The organism is Coprococcus sp. LG101-27 (genome assembly GCF_027695515.1).
Lineage (GTDB): Bacteria > Bacillota > Clostridia > Lachnospirales > Lachnospiraceae > Allocoprococcus > Allocoprococcus comes.
The window spans coordinates 59,780-76,483 of sequence record NZ_JAQEUJ010000017.1; the positions used below are offsets into that span (position 1 = coordinate 59,780).

A 16,704-nucleotide genomic window follows, 5' to 3' on the forward strand; every position below is an offset into this window, starting at 1 on the left:
GAGTATGTAACAGAGGAGAAAGAAAAATGAAGTATGATTTTACAAGCATTATTGATCGAAAAGGAAAAGATGCCCTTGCAGTAGACATCCTTCCAAATCTGCTTGGACCGGGGAACAAAGTAGAAGTAAGAGAAGGAATGGATTATATTCCGATGTGGATTGCGGATATGAATTTCCCGGCGCTCCCGAAGATTACTGAAGCGATCATCGAAAGAGCTAAACATCCGACCTATGGATATTTTATTACCAGAGATGAGTATTACAACAGCATCATCAAGTGGCATGAAGAACGGAATCATGTGACCGGACTGAAAAAAGAACATATCGGTTATGAGAATGGAGTTTTAGGCGGCGTGGCAAGTGCACTTCACGCGGTCTGCTCACAGGGTGACAATGTCCTTGTCCATGCACCGACTTATATTGGATTTACCGGCACACTGAACAACAATGGCTACCATATCATTCACAGCCCGCTGAAAAAGGATGAAGAAGGCATCTGGCGGATGGACTTTGAGGATATGGAAGAGAAGATCGTGAAAAACAAGATCCATGCAGCTGTTTTCTGTTCACCGCACAATCCGACCGGCCGTGTATGGGAGCGCTGGGAAATTGAGAAAGCAATGGAAATTTATAAAAAATACGATGTGACCGTCATTTCCGATGAAATCTGGTCCGACATTATTTTATATGGAAACGAGCATATCCCAACCCAGTCTGTATCTGAAGATGCAAAAAACAGAACGGTTGCTTTATACGCACCGTCAAAGACCTTCAACCTTGCCGGACTGATCGGAAGCTATCATATTATATACAACAAACGCCTGAAAGACAGAGTGTTAAAAGAGTCTTCCCTCTGCCATTACAATTCGATGAATGTGCTGTCCATGCATGCACTGATGGGTGCGTATACACCGGAAGGACAGGAATGGGTAGGCGAGCTTCGAGAAGTGATCGGGGAAAATGTCGCTTATGCATGTGATTATATCGACAAACATTTTGAAGGTGTTTCCGTAACCAGACCGCAGGGAACCTATATGCTGTTTGTTAACTGTGAAGAATGGTGCAAGGCACATGATAAGAGCCTGGAAGACGTTCTGAAGATGGGATATGAAGCAGGTGTGTTCTGGCAGAACGGAAAGCCATTCCATGGTGAATGGTATATCCGTATGAACCTTGCACTGCCGACATCCAGAGTGAAAGAAGCATTTGACCGTCTGGATAAATATGTATTCAATGCTTAAAATGCATACAATAAAGGAGGAAAATAAAAATGGAATTAGTAAAAGAGCTGCCGGAGATTTTTGAAGAATTTGCAGAGCAGAGACAGAGATCTTTCCTGGTAATGAAAGAAGTAAAGGACAAAGGAATTCCGGTTGTAGGTGCGTACTGTACCTACTTTCCACAGGAAATCGCAATGGCTATGGGAGCAGTTACCGTAGGACTTTGCTCTACATCCGATGAAACGATCCCAATCGCAGAAAAGGATCTGCCGAAGAATCTGTGCCCGATGGTAAAGGCAAGTTACGGTTTTGCTGTATCTGACAAATGTCCATTCTTCTATTTCTCAGACGTGGTAGTCGGAGAGACAACCTGTGATGGAAAGAAAAAAATGTACGAACTGATGAAAGAATTCAAAAATGTCTATATCATGGAACTTCCAAACTCACAGAGAGAAGATTCCCTGGAACTGTGGACAAAAGAGATCATCCGTTTCAAAGAATATCTGGAAAAGACATTTAATGTAGAGATCACAGAAGAAAAAGTGCGCCATGCTGTTCATGTATCCAATCAGGGACGTATTGCACTGAAGAAATTCTACGAAGTTATGAAAAATGATCCGGCTCCGATGAACGGTTCCCAGCTGTTCGGTGTTCTCTATGGAAGCCAGTTCAAATTCGACAAAGAAAAGATGCCGGCAGAAATTGATGCTCTTCGTGAAAAGCTGATGAAAGAATACGAAGAAGGGGAAAAACCAGAGAGAAAGAAACGTATCCTTTTAACCGGATGTCCAAGCAGCGGTGCACCGATGAAGGTTGTAAAAGCCATCGAAGAACACGGTGGAAATGTTGTAGTCTATGAAAACTGTGGAGGTGCAAAATCTGTTGACCGTCTCATCGATGAAGATGCAGAGGACATCTACAAAGCAATTGCAGAGAGATATCTTGCAATCGGATGTTCCGTTATGACACCAGATAACAACCGTATTGAACTGATGGGAAGACTCCTTGAAGAGTATAATATCGAGGGTGTAGTAGAAATGACACTTCAGGCATGTCATACTTACAATATTGAGGCAAAGAGCATTGAGAAATTTGTAAAATCTAAAGGACTTCCGTATATCCATGTAGAGACCGATTATTCTCAGGCAGATATCGGACAGCTGGATACACGAATTGCTGCATTTTTAGAGATGATCTAGGATTCAGAATGTATCAAATTTAAAAGAATATGTCCCGGTATTCTGAAAAAGTGGATGGGATTCTAACAGATTTATGTTATAATAGGAATTAACAGGCAGGGAACAGGCATCAGTCTGTTCCCTGTGTATATTTACAGGTATATGGAGAATATACCGGATTTTTTTCAGAGAGCAGCTAAGACTGAGGCGAAGCCTTTGAAAAAATTTTACCAGATTGAATAAAATAAGAGAGGTACTGAATATGACAATCGAAGAACGCGCAGCAAAAGCTGCAGATTTAAAAGCTGCCGGAGCATGCAACTGTTCCCAGGCAGTGGTAAAAGTATTTGAAGATAAGCTTTCATTGGACGATGAGACACTGATGAAATTAACCGCAGGCTATGCAGCTGGAATGGGATGTCTGGAAGCAACCTGCGGGGCACTCATTGGAGCTGTGATGACCGCCGGAGTCCTGACAGACGGAGCCGGAACGCCTCGTTATTCCAAAGAAATCCTTGCGAAGTTTCAGCAAAAATGCGGGGCAACGATCTGCCGGGAATTGAAGGGCGTCGGCACAGGCAAAGTACTCTGTGAATGTCCGGAATGCGTAAGAAATGCGGTACTTGCACTAGGAGAAGTAATGGGAATTGAATAAATAAAACGATACGAATAAGGGACACCCTTTAACACAAAAGCTGTTGTAGAAAAGATTGAAAAGGCAGAAGGGAATCCGGAGTATGGTACGATCTCACAGGAAGAAGGATTTTCCTTTACTTATAGAATGAATGAAGACGATATTATCTACGGAGTTGGTGAATCAAACCGCGGAATCAACAAGAATATCGGAATGCACCGCTATGGTGGAATCTGGACCGGAGATAACAAGTCCTGGTGGTCTCATATTCTGCTGAATCTGAAAATGATGCCGTCACTCAATATGTGTGGGTTCCTTTATACGGGTGCTGATCTGGGCGGATTCGGCGCGGATACGGCAAGAGAATTTCTGCTGCGCCACCTGGCGCTTGGTGTATTTATCCCGCTGATGCTCGGAAATGAAATCATGATCGCACTGAACGAAGTACCGCTGTTCATCCGGGAAGGAAAATGCATCCCGGTTGCAGAAGTGGCTGAATCGGTGGAGCAGATTGATCTGTCGACACTTACCATGCTCGGATTTGATGAGGCAGAGTATCTGCTGTATGACGATGATGGGGTTCACAAGGATTATGAGAATGAAGGAACGTGTCGGAAGATAGGGAAATAAAAGGGCAGATATCATTTCAAAGATGGAGAATAATTGAAATAGTGGTACAGATAAAAGCCATGGTTTACATGTTGGATGTAGAGCATGGCTTTTTTGCGTGGAGATTTTGAATATTGACATGTTCCATCAACGCTAAAAAAGAAGAAAAACGATATATTTCGAATTTGTACATCCTATGCTTATATGTTAGGCTGTTGAATATAAAGCTGTTCTGGTGATTTCATTTAGTATTTCTGAAAATTCAATATCTTGATTAAAAATTATTGATGTTTTCTATATCAAACAAATTCATTTGATAATTATAAAATCAAACAAATTCATTTGATTTTTGCAAATATCAAAGTATAATAATAGTGACAAGGAGGTTTGAGTATGTATTTTGCAATTATAGGAGACATCATTGCGTCAAAAACTATTTCAAATAGATCGGAAGTTCAGAATCATTTAAAAAGGATCCTAGATCAGGTAAACGAAGAATATAAAAGCAATATTGCTTCCCGATTTTCAATCACATTAGGGGATGAATTTCAAGGATTGCTTCATAGTGCGGCGCATTTATTTGAGTTACTTGATACGATCCAATTTCAACTGTATCCTACAAAAATACGGTTTGGTATAGGTGTTGGTGATATGAACACAGAAATAATCCAGGAAACCAGTATGGGAAGTGATGGACCGGCATATTGGTCAGCACGGAATGCTATTGAAAAAATCCATGAAAAAAACGATTATGGAAACGCTAAAGTGTGTCTGCAAAAATATAGTGCTTCGATAGAAGAGGAAGTTCTTTTAGACGCTGCGAATAAAACATTGAAATTATGCGACAGATATGCGAATTCATGGACGAAATCACAATATGAATTTGTACGAAGAATTATATTAACATATCGGTACGGTGACAATGGCGAATATAACCAAAGAGAATTGGCACAGGAATTAGATATTTCACCTCAGCTTGTAAACAGTAAAGTAAAAAATACAGGTATTTCGGTTTATGTAAATACCAAATGTGGCTTAGAAAATGTACTTAAGGAGAAATGGGGATGATAACAGGTGCAAAAAAGTTCGGTTTTTATGGTATTGTGTATAGGACATATAATTGGAGAGTATTTTTTAACCAATAAATATATTGTTAAAAAGAAAGATAAAAAGAAAATATTCTGTTATTGTTTAGCATATATAATTCCATTTATAATCATAGGAATGTTGTTTTATATATATGGATATAATATTGGGAAAATTTGTCTGGAATGTATTTGCATACACTTTATAATTGAAGTAATAAAAAGATGGATTGAGAATTATGATATTCGGACAAATAAGTTGCCGATAAACGTAACAAATGTTATATATGTATGTTCTTTAATTTTTCATATTTTAAGCTTCCTCTTAATTATCTGGAAATCTTCTATATTGGTTTCTTATTTTCCAGAATATATAATAAAACCGATTCCTTATCTGCTGTATTTTTTATGTATAGCAAAACCAGCCAATATTACATTCAAGATTCTTTTTTCAGCTTATCAGGTAAAACCTGAATCTGAGCAAGAGGATGATAATAGCACGAAAACAAAGAATGGAGCAGGAGCGTTAGTAGGGATTCTTGAGCGGTTCTTGTGTGCAGTTTTTATTGTTCTTGGACAATATTCTGCGGTTGGATTGACAATGACTGCAAAATCAATTGCACGTTATGATCAGATAACAAAAAATCCAGCTTTTGCGGAATATTATTTAATTGGTACGTTGTATAGCATTTTATATACAGTTGTTTTATATGGGATTATTTTCAAATACATTTTATATTAGAAATTTTCTAAAACCATGGTTTACAAAAAACGTAACTCATGGTTTTTCTTGCATTCGTTGGGTGGCGGCTTTTGTATTTGCGATAAGTGTTATGATAACAACAAGAAGCTTGCTGGTTTATGTTGCCGTATGAGGCAGAGGATTATGCAGAAAATTTGATCTCTCAGGTGCGAAAAAAAGATGAAAAAATAGCACAACGGGACTTTGATATGGCTAAAATGGTTGATTTTCTCACTTAAACAAGCTATTATTAAAAGTAATTGTCTTAATAAAATACCCGTTTCAAATTCATCGTTTACAGTATTATATAATATGATAAAGTATCGCTGTAGTCGCATTCAGTCGTAAGTAGTCGCATACAATTCTTACGACTGAAAAACAGTCGTAAAACAGCAAAAAGCGGGGTAAAATTTGGGGCATTTTTTTGCAAAAAAACGGTAAAAAATAAAGTGGTTTTAAAATTGAAAATATTATAAATTGTAAAATTTATACGCTTAAAATTGTGCGAAAATCACAAATAAATAAACTGAAAATGGAGGAAAAATGAGGAAATTAGCATTAGATGATGATATTTTACTGAATATAGAGAAACCTGCCCGCTACATTGGCCATGAAGTCAATTCGGTCATGAAGGACAAAAAAGCGGTAGATATAAGGTTTGCAATGTGTTTTCCGGAGGTATATGAGGTTGGTATGTCCCATCTGGGAATCCAGATTCTGTACGATATGTTCAACCGCCGGGAGGATACCTGGTGCGAGAGAGTCTACTCTCCATGGATTGATCTGGACAAGATCATGCGTGAAAAACATATCCCGCTCTTTGCCCTGGAATCTCAGGATCCGGTGAAGGAGTTTGATTTTCTTGGCATCACATTACAGTTTGAGATGTGTTACACCAATGTACTGCAGGTGCTGGATTTATCCGGTATTCCACTTCACAGTGAAGACAGAACTTTAGAAGATCCATTTGTCATTGGTGGTGGACCATGTGTTTACAATACAGAGCCACTGGCTGAATTTTTCGATATGTTCTATATCGGAGAGGGCGAAGTGGTTTATGATGAACTTCTGGAAGCATACAAAAAGTGGAAGAGAGCCGGAAAAAGCCGGAAAGAATTTCTGGAAATGGCAGCAGAGATCGAGGGAATTTACGTTCCTTCTTTTTATGATGTCACTTACAAAGAAGACGGCACGATTGAATCTTTCCTGCAAAACAACCCACATGCAAAAGAAAAAATCAAGCGAGTAGTTGCAGCAGATATGAGCCAGACAACTTATCCGTTAAAGCCGGTTGTTCCGTTTATCAAAGTAACCCAGGACAGAGCGGTTCTGGAAATCCAGCGCGGCTGTATCCGGGGATGCCGTTTCTGTCAGGCGGGAATGGTTTACCGTCCGACACGTCCGCGTGATATCAACATGCTCAAAGAGACGGCACGTGCAATGCTGAAAAATACGGGACATGAAGAGATCACCTTAAGTTCTTTAAGTTCCAGTGATTACAACGAACTGGAAGAGATCGTCACCTTCCTGATCGATGAGTTCCACACACAGGGCGTCAACATTTCCCTGCCGTCCCTTCGTATCGATGCATTTTCTTTGGATGTTATGAGCAAGGTGCAGGATGTGCGTAAGAGCAGTCTGACCTTCGCCCCGGAAGCCGGAACACAGAGGATGCGTAATGTAATCAATAAAGGTCTGACGGAAGATGACATTTTAAATGGAGCCGGACAGGCTTTTGAAGGTGGATGGACGAAGGTCAAGCTCTATTTCATGCTTGGACTTCCGACCGAAACCCAGGAAGATATGGAAGGAATTGCTGTTCTTGCAGATAAAGTAGCACGCCGGTATTATGAAATTCCGAAGGATCAGAGAAATGGAAAATGTCAGATCACGGCAAGTAGTTCCTTCTTTGTACCGAAACCATTTTCACCGCTTCAGTGGGCGACCATGCAGCCGATGGAAGAATATATCCGCCGTGCAGGAATTGTACAGGAAGCATTCCGCAACCAGCTGAACCGCAAGAGTCTGCGCTACAATTGGCATACCGCTGAAGTAACCGTTCTGGAAGGCGTCTTTGCCCGCGGTGACCGGAAGGTCGGAAAGGTTCTGGAAGAGGCTTACCGTCTTGGCTGTATTTACGATGCGTGGGATGAGTATTTTGATTATGATAAATGGCTGCAGGCCTTTGAAAATACAGGTGTAGACATGGATTTCTATAATCTTAGAAAGCGTGAATTAGATGAAATCTTCCCATGGGATTTCATCAATTGTGGCGTGACAAAATCTTTCCTTATAAGAGAATGGAAGAATGCAATGGAAGGGAATGTAACCCCGAACTGCCGTGCAAAATGTTCCGGCTGTGGGGCAGCAAGTTACGGAGGAGGTGTCTGCTTTGAAGGCAAGAATTAAATTTCGGAAAAATGGAGTGATGAAGTTCATCGGACACCTGGATATCATGCGGTATTTCCAGAAAGCGATTCGCCGTGCCGAGATTCCGATCGCATTTACCAGTGGTTACAGCCCGCATATGATCATGTCTTTCGCTAATCCACTTGGCGTAGGGCTTACCAGTGACGGGGAATATTTTGATATCGAATTGACCGAGTCAATCGCCAGCAAAGAAGCAGTCAGACGGCTGAATGAACAGATGGTAGACGGCATGGAGATCGTCAGCTTTGTGCAGATCCCGGATGATAAGAAAAGCAAAGGAATGTCAATCGTAGCAGGTGCCGACTATTTATCTTCGGTAAAAAATGGCAGCCTGCCGGAAGATCTTGCTGAAAAGCTGGAAGCTTTTTATGCGCAGAATGAAATCTGTGTGGTCAAAAAGACGAAAAAGAGTGAAAAAGAAGTGGACATTCGTCCGATGATCTACAAGCTGGAATGCCGGGACGGAAAGATTTATATGCGTGTGGCAGCAGGAAGTGTCCAGAACTTAAAGCCGGAGCTGGTTACAGAAGCGTTTGTCCGCTATCTTGGTATGGATGTGGAGGAAGTGACCTTTACCCACCACAGACTGGAAACTTTTGCGGAATCCGAAGACACGGAGGGCAAGATGATTCTGGTTCCACTGGATGCGCTTGGAACGGAGATTGTATAGATGGAACGAAAAGTACTCCTTACGGAATGCATGAACCGCCGGGTGCTTGCACTTTTAGAGGATGAGAAAGTAACGGAATTTCACTTTGGCAGTAGCGGAGAAAAAAAGAGCTGCCGCCTGGGTGAAATTTATGTCGGAAGAGTACGGAAAATCCTTCCGAATATCGGTGGCGCATTTGTTGAAATTGCCAATGGTGAGCAATGCTATTTTGCGCTGGATGGAAAATATACCCCGGTTTTCACCAATAAGATCGGAAAGAAGCCACTTGTGATCGGTGATGAGCTTCTGGTTCAGGTGGAGAAAGAAGCAGTGAAAACCAAGCAGCCTGTCGTGACCGGGAACTTAAATTTCACCGGGCAGTATGTAGTACTGACTTCCGGCAATCGTACCATTGGTGTATCCGGTAAAATTCACGGTGCCCGGAAAGAAGAACTGCAAAAGCTGGGACAGGACTATATAGACTGTGATTTCGGATTGATTTTCCGGACAAATTGTGTGGAAGCAGAAGAAACACAGATCCGTGCCGAAATTGACAAACTGGCAGAGAACTATCACAGAATCGTAGAATATGGCAAGATGCGGACCTGCTTTAGCTGTCTGCAGAGTGCACCGGATCCGTGCGTACAGACACTCCGGGATATTTACAAAAAAGATTTGACGGAAATTATTGTAGAGGAAACGGTAGAAGATGGAGCTTTGTATAAAGAAGTTCAGACTTATCTGGAAACGGAAATGCCAGATGAACTTCCGCTTCTCCGTGCGTATACGGATCCGTCTTATCCACTTGTAAAATGCTATAACCTGGAAGGGGCGATCCGAGAAGCCAGACAAGAACGGGTATGGATGAAATCCGGGGCTTATCTGGTGATCCAGCCAACCGAGGCGCTGACTGTAATCGATGTCAATTCTGGAAAATGTCTGAAAAAGAATTCTCATTTTCCGGAGATCAACCGGGAGGCAGCAAGGGAAGCAGTCCGCCAGATCCGGCTCCGCAATATTTCCGGTATCATTATTATTGATTTTATCAACATGAAATCAGCAGAAGAGAAGAAAGAACTTCTTGCGTATCTGCAGCTGGAATTAAAGAAGGACCCAAATCCGGGAAATGTGATTGGAATGACGAAACTGCAGCTGGTGGAAATTACACGAAAGAAAATCCGAAAAACACTGGAGGAAAGTTTACATGGGTAAAAAAGAAGTCAAAACAAATGCAATGCGAATTTTAGACAGAAAGAAAATTTCTTATGAATATCAGACCTATGAATGCGATGAATTCACAGACGGAATTGAAACCGCCGACAAGCTGAATCTGCCTCACGAACAGGTTTACAAGACCATTGTCACAACTGGAAAAAGTGGTGAACATTATGTGTTCGTGCTCCCGATCGAAGCGGAGATTGATTTTAAGAAGGCTGCAAAAGCGGTTGGTGAAAAATCTATTGAAATGCTTCATTTAAAGGAGTTAACACCGCTTACCGGCTATGTGCGTGGTGGATGCACTTCGATCGGAATGAAAAAGCATTTTCCGACGGTCATTGATGCAAGTGCACAGCAGTTTGAAAAAGTTTATGTAAGTGCCGGAAGAATCGGTGCACAACTGACACTTGCACCGGAGGATTTGAGAAAAGCAGCGGATGCTACATTTGCAGATGTAATTCATGCATAGAAAGTTTTCAAAAAAAGAAATTCTATTAGACAAAATGCAAGATTTTCAATAGATTCCAAAAGAAAATCTTGCATTTTTCACGTCAGCGTAATAAAGTAATAACTACATAAGTGTAGAAACATCTGCACGGTGTTTCTACAGAAAATGCAGGTTTGCCATGTGCAGATCAGAATACATGAATTGAGAGATGGAGGAATACCAACAGATGATTAAGGTAGTGAAATTCGGCGGAAGCTCTCTTGCCGATGCAGTACAGATTAAAAAGGCAGGAAAGATCGTTCTTTCAGAGGAATCAAGACGTTACGTTGTACCGTCTGCTCCGGGAAAGCGTTTTTCCGACGACACCAAGGTAACAGATATGCTGTATCGTTGTTACGGCGCAGCTGTAAAAGAGAAGAAATTTACAGAATTACTCGCTGACATTCAGAAGAGATATCAGGAAATCATTGAAGGGCTTGGGATCACTCTTTCTCTTGACGAAGAATTTGCCACCATCCGTGATAATTTTGCAAAGAAGATCGGAAGAGATTATGCTGCTTCCCGTGGAGAATATTTAAACGGACGTGTAATCGCAGCTTATCTTGGATATGAGTTTATCGATGCGGCAGAAGTGATCAAGTTTGATGAAAATGGGAACTTCCTTTCAGAAGAAACTAACCAGGTACTTGCAGACAGACTTTCAAAAGTAGAGCGTGCCGTGATTCCTGGATTCTACGGAGCACGTCCGGACGGAACGATCCAGACATTTTCCCGCGGCGGATCTGATGTAACAGGATCGATCGTTGCAAGAGCCACACATGCTGATATGTATGAGAACTGGACAGACGTATCCGGATTCCTCATTGCAGATCCCCGTATCATCAAGAATCCAAAAGGAATCGAAGCAATTACTTACAAAGAGTTGCGTGAACTTTCTTATATGGGTGCCAGCGTATTACATGAAGATGCAATCTTCCCGGTTCGTAAAGAAGGAATCCCGATCAACATCCGTAATACAAACGCACCGGAAGAAAAGGGTACTCTGATCGTAGAAGGAACCTGCAGAAAGCCGAAGTATACAATTACCGGTATTGCAGGAAAGCGTGGATTTGCTTCTATTACAATTGAAAAAGCAATGATGAACTCAGAAGTCGGATTTGGTCGCAAGGTTCTTGGTGTATTTGAAGATGAAGGGATTTCTTTTGAACATATGCCGTCAGGAATTGATACTATGACTATCTTCGTCCATCAGGATGAATTTGAAGAACATGAGCAGAAAGTGCTTGCGGGCATCCACCGTGCCGTGAATCCGGATGACATCGAACTGGAATCCGATCTTGCACTGATCGCTGTTGTTGGACGTGGAATGCGCCAGACGCGCGGTACAGCCGGAAGAATTTTCTCCGCACTGGCACATGCACATGTCAATGTAAAAATGATCGACCAGGGATCCAGCGAGTTAAATATTATCATCGGTGTGAGAGAGCACGACTTTGAAGCAGCAATCAAAGCAATTTATGATATTTTTGTTAACACTCAGCTGTAAATCTTCAATTCGATCCTCAAATATGGTATAGTACAGGTGTTGGGGAAAACTCCCCTGTACAGAACATTCATACAAGAGAGGATACGAAAATGAACATATTATTTTTCCTGAAGCCAAAAGCAGAAGTGGCATTTGTATATGACTACCACACGCTCAGACAGGCAATGGAAATCATGGAGTACCACAAATACTCATCCATTCCGATGATCAACCGGGAAGGTAAATACGTCGGCACAATCACCGAAGGAGACCTGCTCTGGGGACTTAAGAAGCTGAACATCCTGAATCTGAAAGGAGCAGAAGACATTGCGATCACGAAGATTGAGAGAAGGGCAGATTACCGGCCGGTAAGCGCTGATTCTAATATGGAAGATCTGATGGAAAAAGCGATGGATCAGAACTTTGTTCCGGTCATAGATGACCAGGAGAATTTCATAGGAATCATAACACGTAAAGACATTATCGGATATTGTTACGAAAAAATTAAAAAAATCGCAAATTAGGGGTTGACTTTGTGCGGTATACCACTGTATAATACAGAGGTATGCCGCACAACGAGGTTATAAGTCCTGATTTGATCAGACACCGTAGTTGGCGAGTAATGATAATAGGAGGTGCCATATGTACGCAATTATAGCAACAGGTGGTAAACAGTACAAAGTAGCCGAAGGCGATATCATTAAAGTAGAAAAGCTTGGTGTGGAAGCCGGACAGTCTTATACTTTTGACCAGGTTCTCGCAGTAAGTGGTGACGAGCTTAAAGTTGGAACACCAGTAGTAGAAGGTGCAACAGTTGAAGCATCTGTAATTGGTGACGGAAAAGCTAAAAAAGTTATCGTTTACAAGTATAAGAGAAAAACAGGTTACCACAAGAAAAACGGACACAGACAGCAGTATACAGCAGTTAAGATCGAAAAGATCAACGCGTAAGAAGCTGGTGGTTATATGATACGAGTAACCATTTATAAAAATGAAAAACATCAATGTGTAGGTTTCAAAGCACATGGTCATGCAGGATTCAGTGAAGAAGGACAGGATATTGTCTGCGCAGCTGTTTCCGTACTTACGATCAATACTTTGAATGCCATTGAGAAATTTGCGGATGACCGTACAAGCCTTGTATCCGATGAATCCAAAGGACTCATTGACTATCGACTTAAAGGTAATCCGACTCGCGAGGCAAAGCTTTTGCTTGACGCGATGGTTCTTGGTCTGGAAGAGATTGCAGAAGATGAGAACTACAGAGAATATATGGATTTGACATACGAGGAGGTGTAACAACCATGATGAAATTAAACCTTCAGTTTTTCGCTCATAAAAAAGGAGTTGGTTCTACAAAGAACGGTCGTGACTCTGAATCTAAGAGACTTGGAGCAAAAAGAGCAGACGGACAGTTTGTAAAAGCTGGTAACATCCTTTACAGACAGCGCGGAACAAAGATTCATCCAGGAATCAATGTAGGTCGCGGTGGTGACGATACATTATTTGCACTGGTTGACGGTGTTGTTCGTTTTGAAAGAAAAGGAAGAGATAAGAAACAGGTTTCTATCTATCCAGTAGCTGAATAAGCAGATCTAACAGAGGCTTCAAACTTTTTGGGTTTGAAGCCTTGTTTTTAGTCATAAATAAGGAGGACATATTATGTTTGCAGACAGAGCAAAAATATATATCCGATCCGGAAAGGGCGGCGACGGTCACGTCAGCTTTCGCAGGGAATTATATGTTCCGAATGGCGGTCCGGACGGAGGCGACGGCGGTCGTGGCGGTGATGTAATCTTTGAAGTGGACAAAGGTCTTAACACACTGGTAGATTTCCGTCACAAAACAAAATATAAAGCACAGGACGGAGAGGAAGGCGGCAAAAAGCGCTGCCATGGTAAGGATGCAAAGGATCTGATCCTGAAAGTTCCTGAAGGGACAGTTATCCGTGAAGCAGAGACCAATAAAGTCATTGCCGATATGTCGGGCGAGAACCAGCGCCAGATTATCTTAAAAGGCGGTAAGGGCGGTCTTGGAAATATGCATTTTGCAACCTCTACCATGCAGGTTCCGAAGTATGCACAGCCGGGAAAGCCTGCACAGGAACTCTGGGTGAATCTGGAACTTAAGGTGATCGCAGATGTTGGGCTTGTAGGTTTCCCGAATGTTGGTAAATCTACATTCCTTTCCCGTGTAACCAATGCACAGCCAAAGATTGCAAATTATCATTTCACAACACTCAGCCCGAACCTTGGAGTTGTAGATCTGGAAGGTGCAAAGGGATTTGTTATTGCAGATATTCCAGGACTGATTGAAGGAGCATCAGAAGGTGTCGGACTTGGACATGAATTTTTGCGTCATATTGAACGTACCAAGATGATGATCCATGTTGTGGATGCGGCAGGTATCGAAGGACGTGATCCGGTTGAAGACATTTATAAGATCAACGCTGAGCTGGAAGCCTATAACAAAGAAATTTCCATGCGTCCGCAGGTTATTGCAGCGAACAAGGTTGACTTGATCTATTCCGAAGATGAAGATCCGATCCAGAGACTGAGAGATGAGTTTGAACCAAAGGGAATCAAGGTATTCCCGATTTCCGGTGTGACCGGAGAAGGACTTTCTGATCTTCTTTACTATGTAAATAATGAACTTCAGAAACTGGATGACAAGCCGATCGTATTTGAACAGGAATATTTCCCGGAAGAAGAGATTATCCACATGGATCTTCCATATACCGTGGAAAAAGAAGACGATATATTTGTAGTAGAGGGACCAAAGATCGAAAAGATGCTTGGTTACACCAATCTGGATTCCGAGAAGGGATTTGCTTTCTTCCAGAAATTCCTGAAAGAAACCGGTATCCTTGAACAGCTTGAAAATGCAGGTGTTCAGGAAGGCGATACTATCCGTATGTACGGTCTTCAGTTTGAATATTACCGTTAGAAAAGAACATAATTTCAGAAAGGAGAAGTTTTATGACTTCCAAACAGAGAGCCTATTTAAAGAGCCTTGCGATGACAATGGATCCGATCCTTCAGATCGGTAAATCCAGCGTAACACCGGAACTTACCGCAGCTGTTGCAGAAGCGCTTGAAGCAAGAGAACTGATCAAGCTTCACGTTCTTCAGAACTGTGGAGATGATCTGCGTGGAATGGCAGAGATCCTTGCAGAGCGTACACGTTCCCAGGTGGTACAGGTTATCGGAAGAAAAATCGTTCTTTATAAAGAGGGAAAAGACGACAAGAAGAAAATCGTTCTTCCTTAATGAGTGGAGTATAGATTATGAGAATCGGTATTATGGGCGGAACATTTGATCCCATCCACAACGGGCATCTGATGCTTGGTGAATATGCATACCAGCAGTTCCATCTGGATGAAGTGTGGTATATGCCAAACGGCAATCCGCCCCATAAATCAAATCCGGAAATACGAAAAGATTTACAGGACCGTGCCGAAATGACACGCCTTGCAATTGAAGAGATCCCGTATTTCCGGCTTTGTACCTATGAAATGGATCGAAAGGAAACTTCGTACTCCTATCAGACAATGGAGTATTTTAAAGAGACTTATCCGCAGGATGAATTTTATTTTATCATCGGTGCGGATTCTCTTTTCAATCTGGAAACCTGGAAATGTCCGGAAAGACTTCTGAAAACAGCGGTCATCCTGGCAGCATATCGGGATGATGCAGGAGCGCCGAAAGAAATGCGCCGTCAGATCACATATTTGAAAGAAAAGTATGCATGTGATATCCGGCTTCTCCGTACCCCTGTGATGCCGGTTTCTTCCAGTGAGATCCGGCAGATGATCCGAGGAGGAGAGACAGAAGATCTTCCGATTCCGAAAAAGGTTGCAGATTATATAGATTTGAACAGATTATATCAGGTGAGTGAACATGACGGAAACAATACTTAAGATGCAGAAAAAAGTAAAACGGTACCTGGATAAAGACCGTTATGATCATACGATCGGTGTGATGCATACGGCAGGCTGCCTTGCCATGCGTTATGGTGCCAATCTGGAGCAGGCTTTGACGGCAGGACTTTTACATGACTGTGCAAAATGTGTGCCGGCAGATGAAAAGATTAAGCTCTGCGAGAAAAATCATATCGAAATTTCCGATGCAGAGAACAAAAATCCGGGACTTCTGCACGCAAAGCTGGGCGCATTTTTTGCCTGGAAAAAATATGGAATAGAAAATGAAGAGATTCTACGATCGATCGAGTCTCATACAACCGGTCGTCCGAATATGTCTCTGCTTGATAAGATCATTTATATCGCAGATTATATTGAGCCTGGAAGAGATGTTGCACCAAATCTTCCGGAAGTACGTGCGCTTGCATTTGTAGATATCGATGCATGTCTTTACCGTATTCTGGAAGATACACTTGCATATCTTGCCGAAAAAGGTGCAACGTTAGATCCTGCGACAGAAGAGACATTTTTATATTATAAAAACCTGAAAAACAGTGATTCCGAAAAGGAGGACAAAAACTGATGCAGACAATCGAGCAGTCAAGAGAGATGGCAAAACTTGCCTGCGAAGCACTCGCTGACAAAAAAGGCGAAGATATCCGTGTAATTGACATTGCAGGAATCTCTGTGCTTGCAGATTATTTTATTATTGCAAACGGAACCAATGAGAGCCAGGTAAGAGCTCTTGTCGATAATGTCGAAGAAGAACTTGCAAAAGCAGGATATGAAGTCAAACAGCGTGAAGGCTATGGCCTTGGAAGCTGGGTGCTTCTTGACTTTGGCGACATTATCGTTCATGTATTTGACAGAGAAAACCGTGTTTTCTATGATCTGGAAAGAATCTGGAGAGACGGAAAACAGGTTGATCCGGAAGAATTATAAAAGAATTCAAAATGAGAATGTGCTTCGGCACATTCTTTTTTTAAATGTGAAAAGCAGGGCATGCGCCCAATGTCATTAAGTTAAGGAAAAATAATTAGATTCTTA

General features: G+C 41.8%; 19 protein-coding genes and 1 pseudogene. All 20 read left to right on the forward strand.

Annotated elements, in window-relative coordinates:
• Positions 1-26: 26 nt before the first annotated feature.
• The 20 genes and pseudogenes from PG766_RS11965 (at position 27) to rsfS (ending at position 16,599) form a co-directional block, all read left to right on the forward strand.
• Positions 27-1,241 (forward strand): MalY/PatB family protein, encoded by a 1,215-nt coding sequence (locus PG766_RS11965; protein ID WP_118199188.1) that lies wholly within the window; start codon positions 27-29, stop codon positions 1,239-1,241.
• Positions 1,242-1,270: 29 nt separating this feature from the next.
• The gene (locus PG766_RS11970; RefSeq protein ID WP_055260543.1) at positions 1,271-2,419 is read left to right on the forward strand and encodes a double-cubane-cluster-containing anaerobic reductase; all 1,149 of its coding nucleotides are present in this window, start codon (positions 1,271-1,273) and stop codon (positions 2,417-2,419) included.
• A gap of 241 nt (positions 2,420-2,660) precedes the next feature.
• Positions 2,661-3,053: a C-GCAxxG-C-C family protein gene (locus PG766_RS11975; protein WP_022220600.1), complete on the forward strand. Its 393-nt coding sequence runs from the start codon at positions 2,661-2,663 to the stop codon at positions 3,051-3,053.
• 186 nt (positions 3,054-3,239) lie between these two features.
• Positions 3,240-3,662, forward strand: a pseudogene (locus PG766_RS11980) (TIM-barrel domain-containing protein); the annotation flags it as partial.
• A 372-nt stretch (positions 3,663-4,034) separates the two neighbouring features.
• Positions 4,035-4,709, forward strand: coding sequence for a SatD family protein (locus tag PG766_RS11985; RefSeq protein WP_117824348.1), 675 nt, complete (start codon positions 4,035-4,037; stop codon positions 4,707-4,709).
• Positions 4,710-4,715: 6 nt separating this feature from the next.
• Complete coding sequence (locus tag PG766_RS11990) at positions 4,716-5,468, forward strand: DUF3307 domain-containing protein (protein WP_117824347.1); 753 nt, start codon at positions 4,716-4,718, stop codon at positions 5,466-5,468.
• A 543-nt stretch (positions 5,469-6,011) separates the two neighbouring features.
• Positions 6,012-7,877: a TIGR03960 family B12-binding radical SAM protein gene (locus PG766_RS11995; RefSeq protein WP_270590868.1), complete on the forward strand. Its 1,866-nt coding sequence runs from the start codon at positions 6,012-6,014 to the stop codon at positions 7,875-7,877.
• On the forward strand, positions 7,861-8,568 hold the full coding sequence (locus PG766_RS12000) for a TIGR03936 family radical SAM-associated protein (protein WP_117559502.1): 708 nt from the start codon (positions 7,861-7,863) through the stop codon (positions 8,566-8,568). The genes PG766_RS11995 and PG766_RS12000 overlap by 17 nt, the downstream gene beginning before the upstream one ends.
• Entirely contained in the window at positions 8,569-9,759 is a 1,191-nt protein-coding gene (locus tag PG766_RS12005) for a ribonuclease E/G (protein WP_270590870.1), read from the forward strand.
• Complete coding sequence (gene ybaK, locus PG766_RS12010) at positions 9,752-10,234, forward strand: Cys-tRNA(Pro) deacylase (RefSeq protein ID WP_008370496.1); 483 nt, start codon at positions 9,752-9,754, stop codon at positions 10,232-10,234. Before PG766_RS12005 ends, ybaK begins: the two co-directional genes overlap by 8 nt.
• Before the next feature lie 205 nt (positions 10,235-10,439).
• A complete protein-coding gene (locus tag PG766_RS12015) occupies positions 10,440-11,759 on the forward strand; it encodes an aspartate kinase (RefSeq protein ID WP_055157219.1) in 1,320 nt (439 codons plus the stop codon).
• Between the two features lie 89 nt (positions 11,760-11,848).
• Positions 11,849-12,262 carry a CBS domain-containing protein gene (locus PG766_RS12020; RefSeq protein ID WP_117823673.1) on the forward strand — a complete coding sequence of 138 codons (414 nt, stop codon included), beginning with the start codon at positions 11,849-11,851 and terminating at the stop codon, positions 12,260-12,262.
• A 118-nt stretch (positions 12,263-12,380) separates the two neighbouring features.
• Entirely contained in the window at positions 12,381-12,689 is a 309-nt protein-coding gene (rplU, locus tag PG766_RS12025) for a 50S ribosomal protein L21 (RefSeq protein WP_008370484.1), read from the forward strand.
• 15 nt (positions 12,690-12,704) lie between these two features.
• On the forward strand, positions 12,705-13,037 hold the full coding sequence (locus tag PG766_RS12030) for a ribosomal-processing cysteine protease Prp (RefSeq protein ID WP_008370483.1): 333 nt from the start codon (positions 12,705-12,707) through the stop codon (positions 13,035-13,037).
• A gap of 5 nt (positions 13,038-13,042) precedes the next feature.
• Positions 13,043-13,327 carry a 50S ribosomal protein L27 gene (gene rpmA / locus PG766_RS12035; protein ID WP_008370482.1) on the forward strand — a complete coding sequence of 95 codons (285 nt, stop codon included), beginning with the start codon at positions 13,043-13,045 and terminating at the stop codon, positions 13,325-13,327.
• Positions 13,328-13,400: 73 nt separating this feature from the next.
• Complete coding sequence (gene obgE / locus PG766_RS12040; RefSeq protein WP_270541884.1) at positions 13,401-14,684, forward strand: GTPase ObgE; 1,284 nt, start codon at positions 13,401-13,403, stop codon at positions 14,682-14,684.
• A gap of 32 nt (positions 14,685-14,716) precedes the next feature.
• The gene (gene yhbY / locus PG766_RS12045; RefSeq protein ID WP_008370480.1) at positions 14,717-15,007 is read left to right on the forward strand and encodes a ribosome assembly RNA-binding protein YhbY; all 291 of its coding nucleotides are present in this window, start codon (positions 14,717-14,719) and stop codon (positions 15,005-15,007) included.
• A gap of 17 nt (positions 15,008-15,024) precedes the next feature.
• On the forward strand, positions 15,025-15,657 hold the full coding sequence (gene nadD / locus PG766_RS12050; RefSeq protein WP_022221033.1) for a nicotinate-nucleotide adenylyltransferase: 633 nt from the start codon (positions 15,025-15,027) through the stop codon (positions 15,655-15,657).
• Complete coding sequence (yqeK, locus tag PG766_RS12055; RefSeq protein WP_117559509.1) at positions 15,638-16,240, forward strand: bis(5'-nucleosyl)-tetraphosphatase (symmetrical) YqeK; 603 nt, start codon at positions 15,638-15,640, stop codon at positions 16,238-16,240. The genes nadD and yqeK overlap by 20 nt, the downstream gene beginning before the upstream one ends.
• Before the next feature lie 8 nt (positions 16,241-16,248).
• Positions 16,249-16,599 (forward strand): ribosome silencing factor, encoded by a 351-nt coding sequence (gene rsfS / locus PG766_RS12060; protein ID WP_117559511.1) that lies wholly within the window; start codon positions 16,249-16,251, stop codon positions 16,597-16,599.
• Positions 16,600-16,704 lie beyond the last annotated feature (105 nt).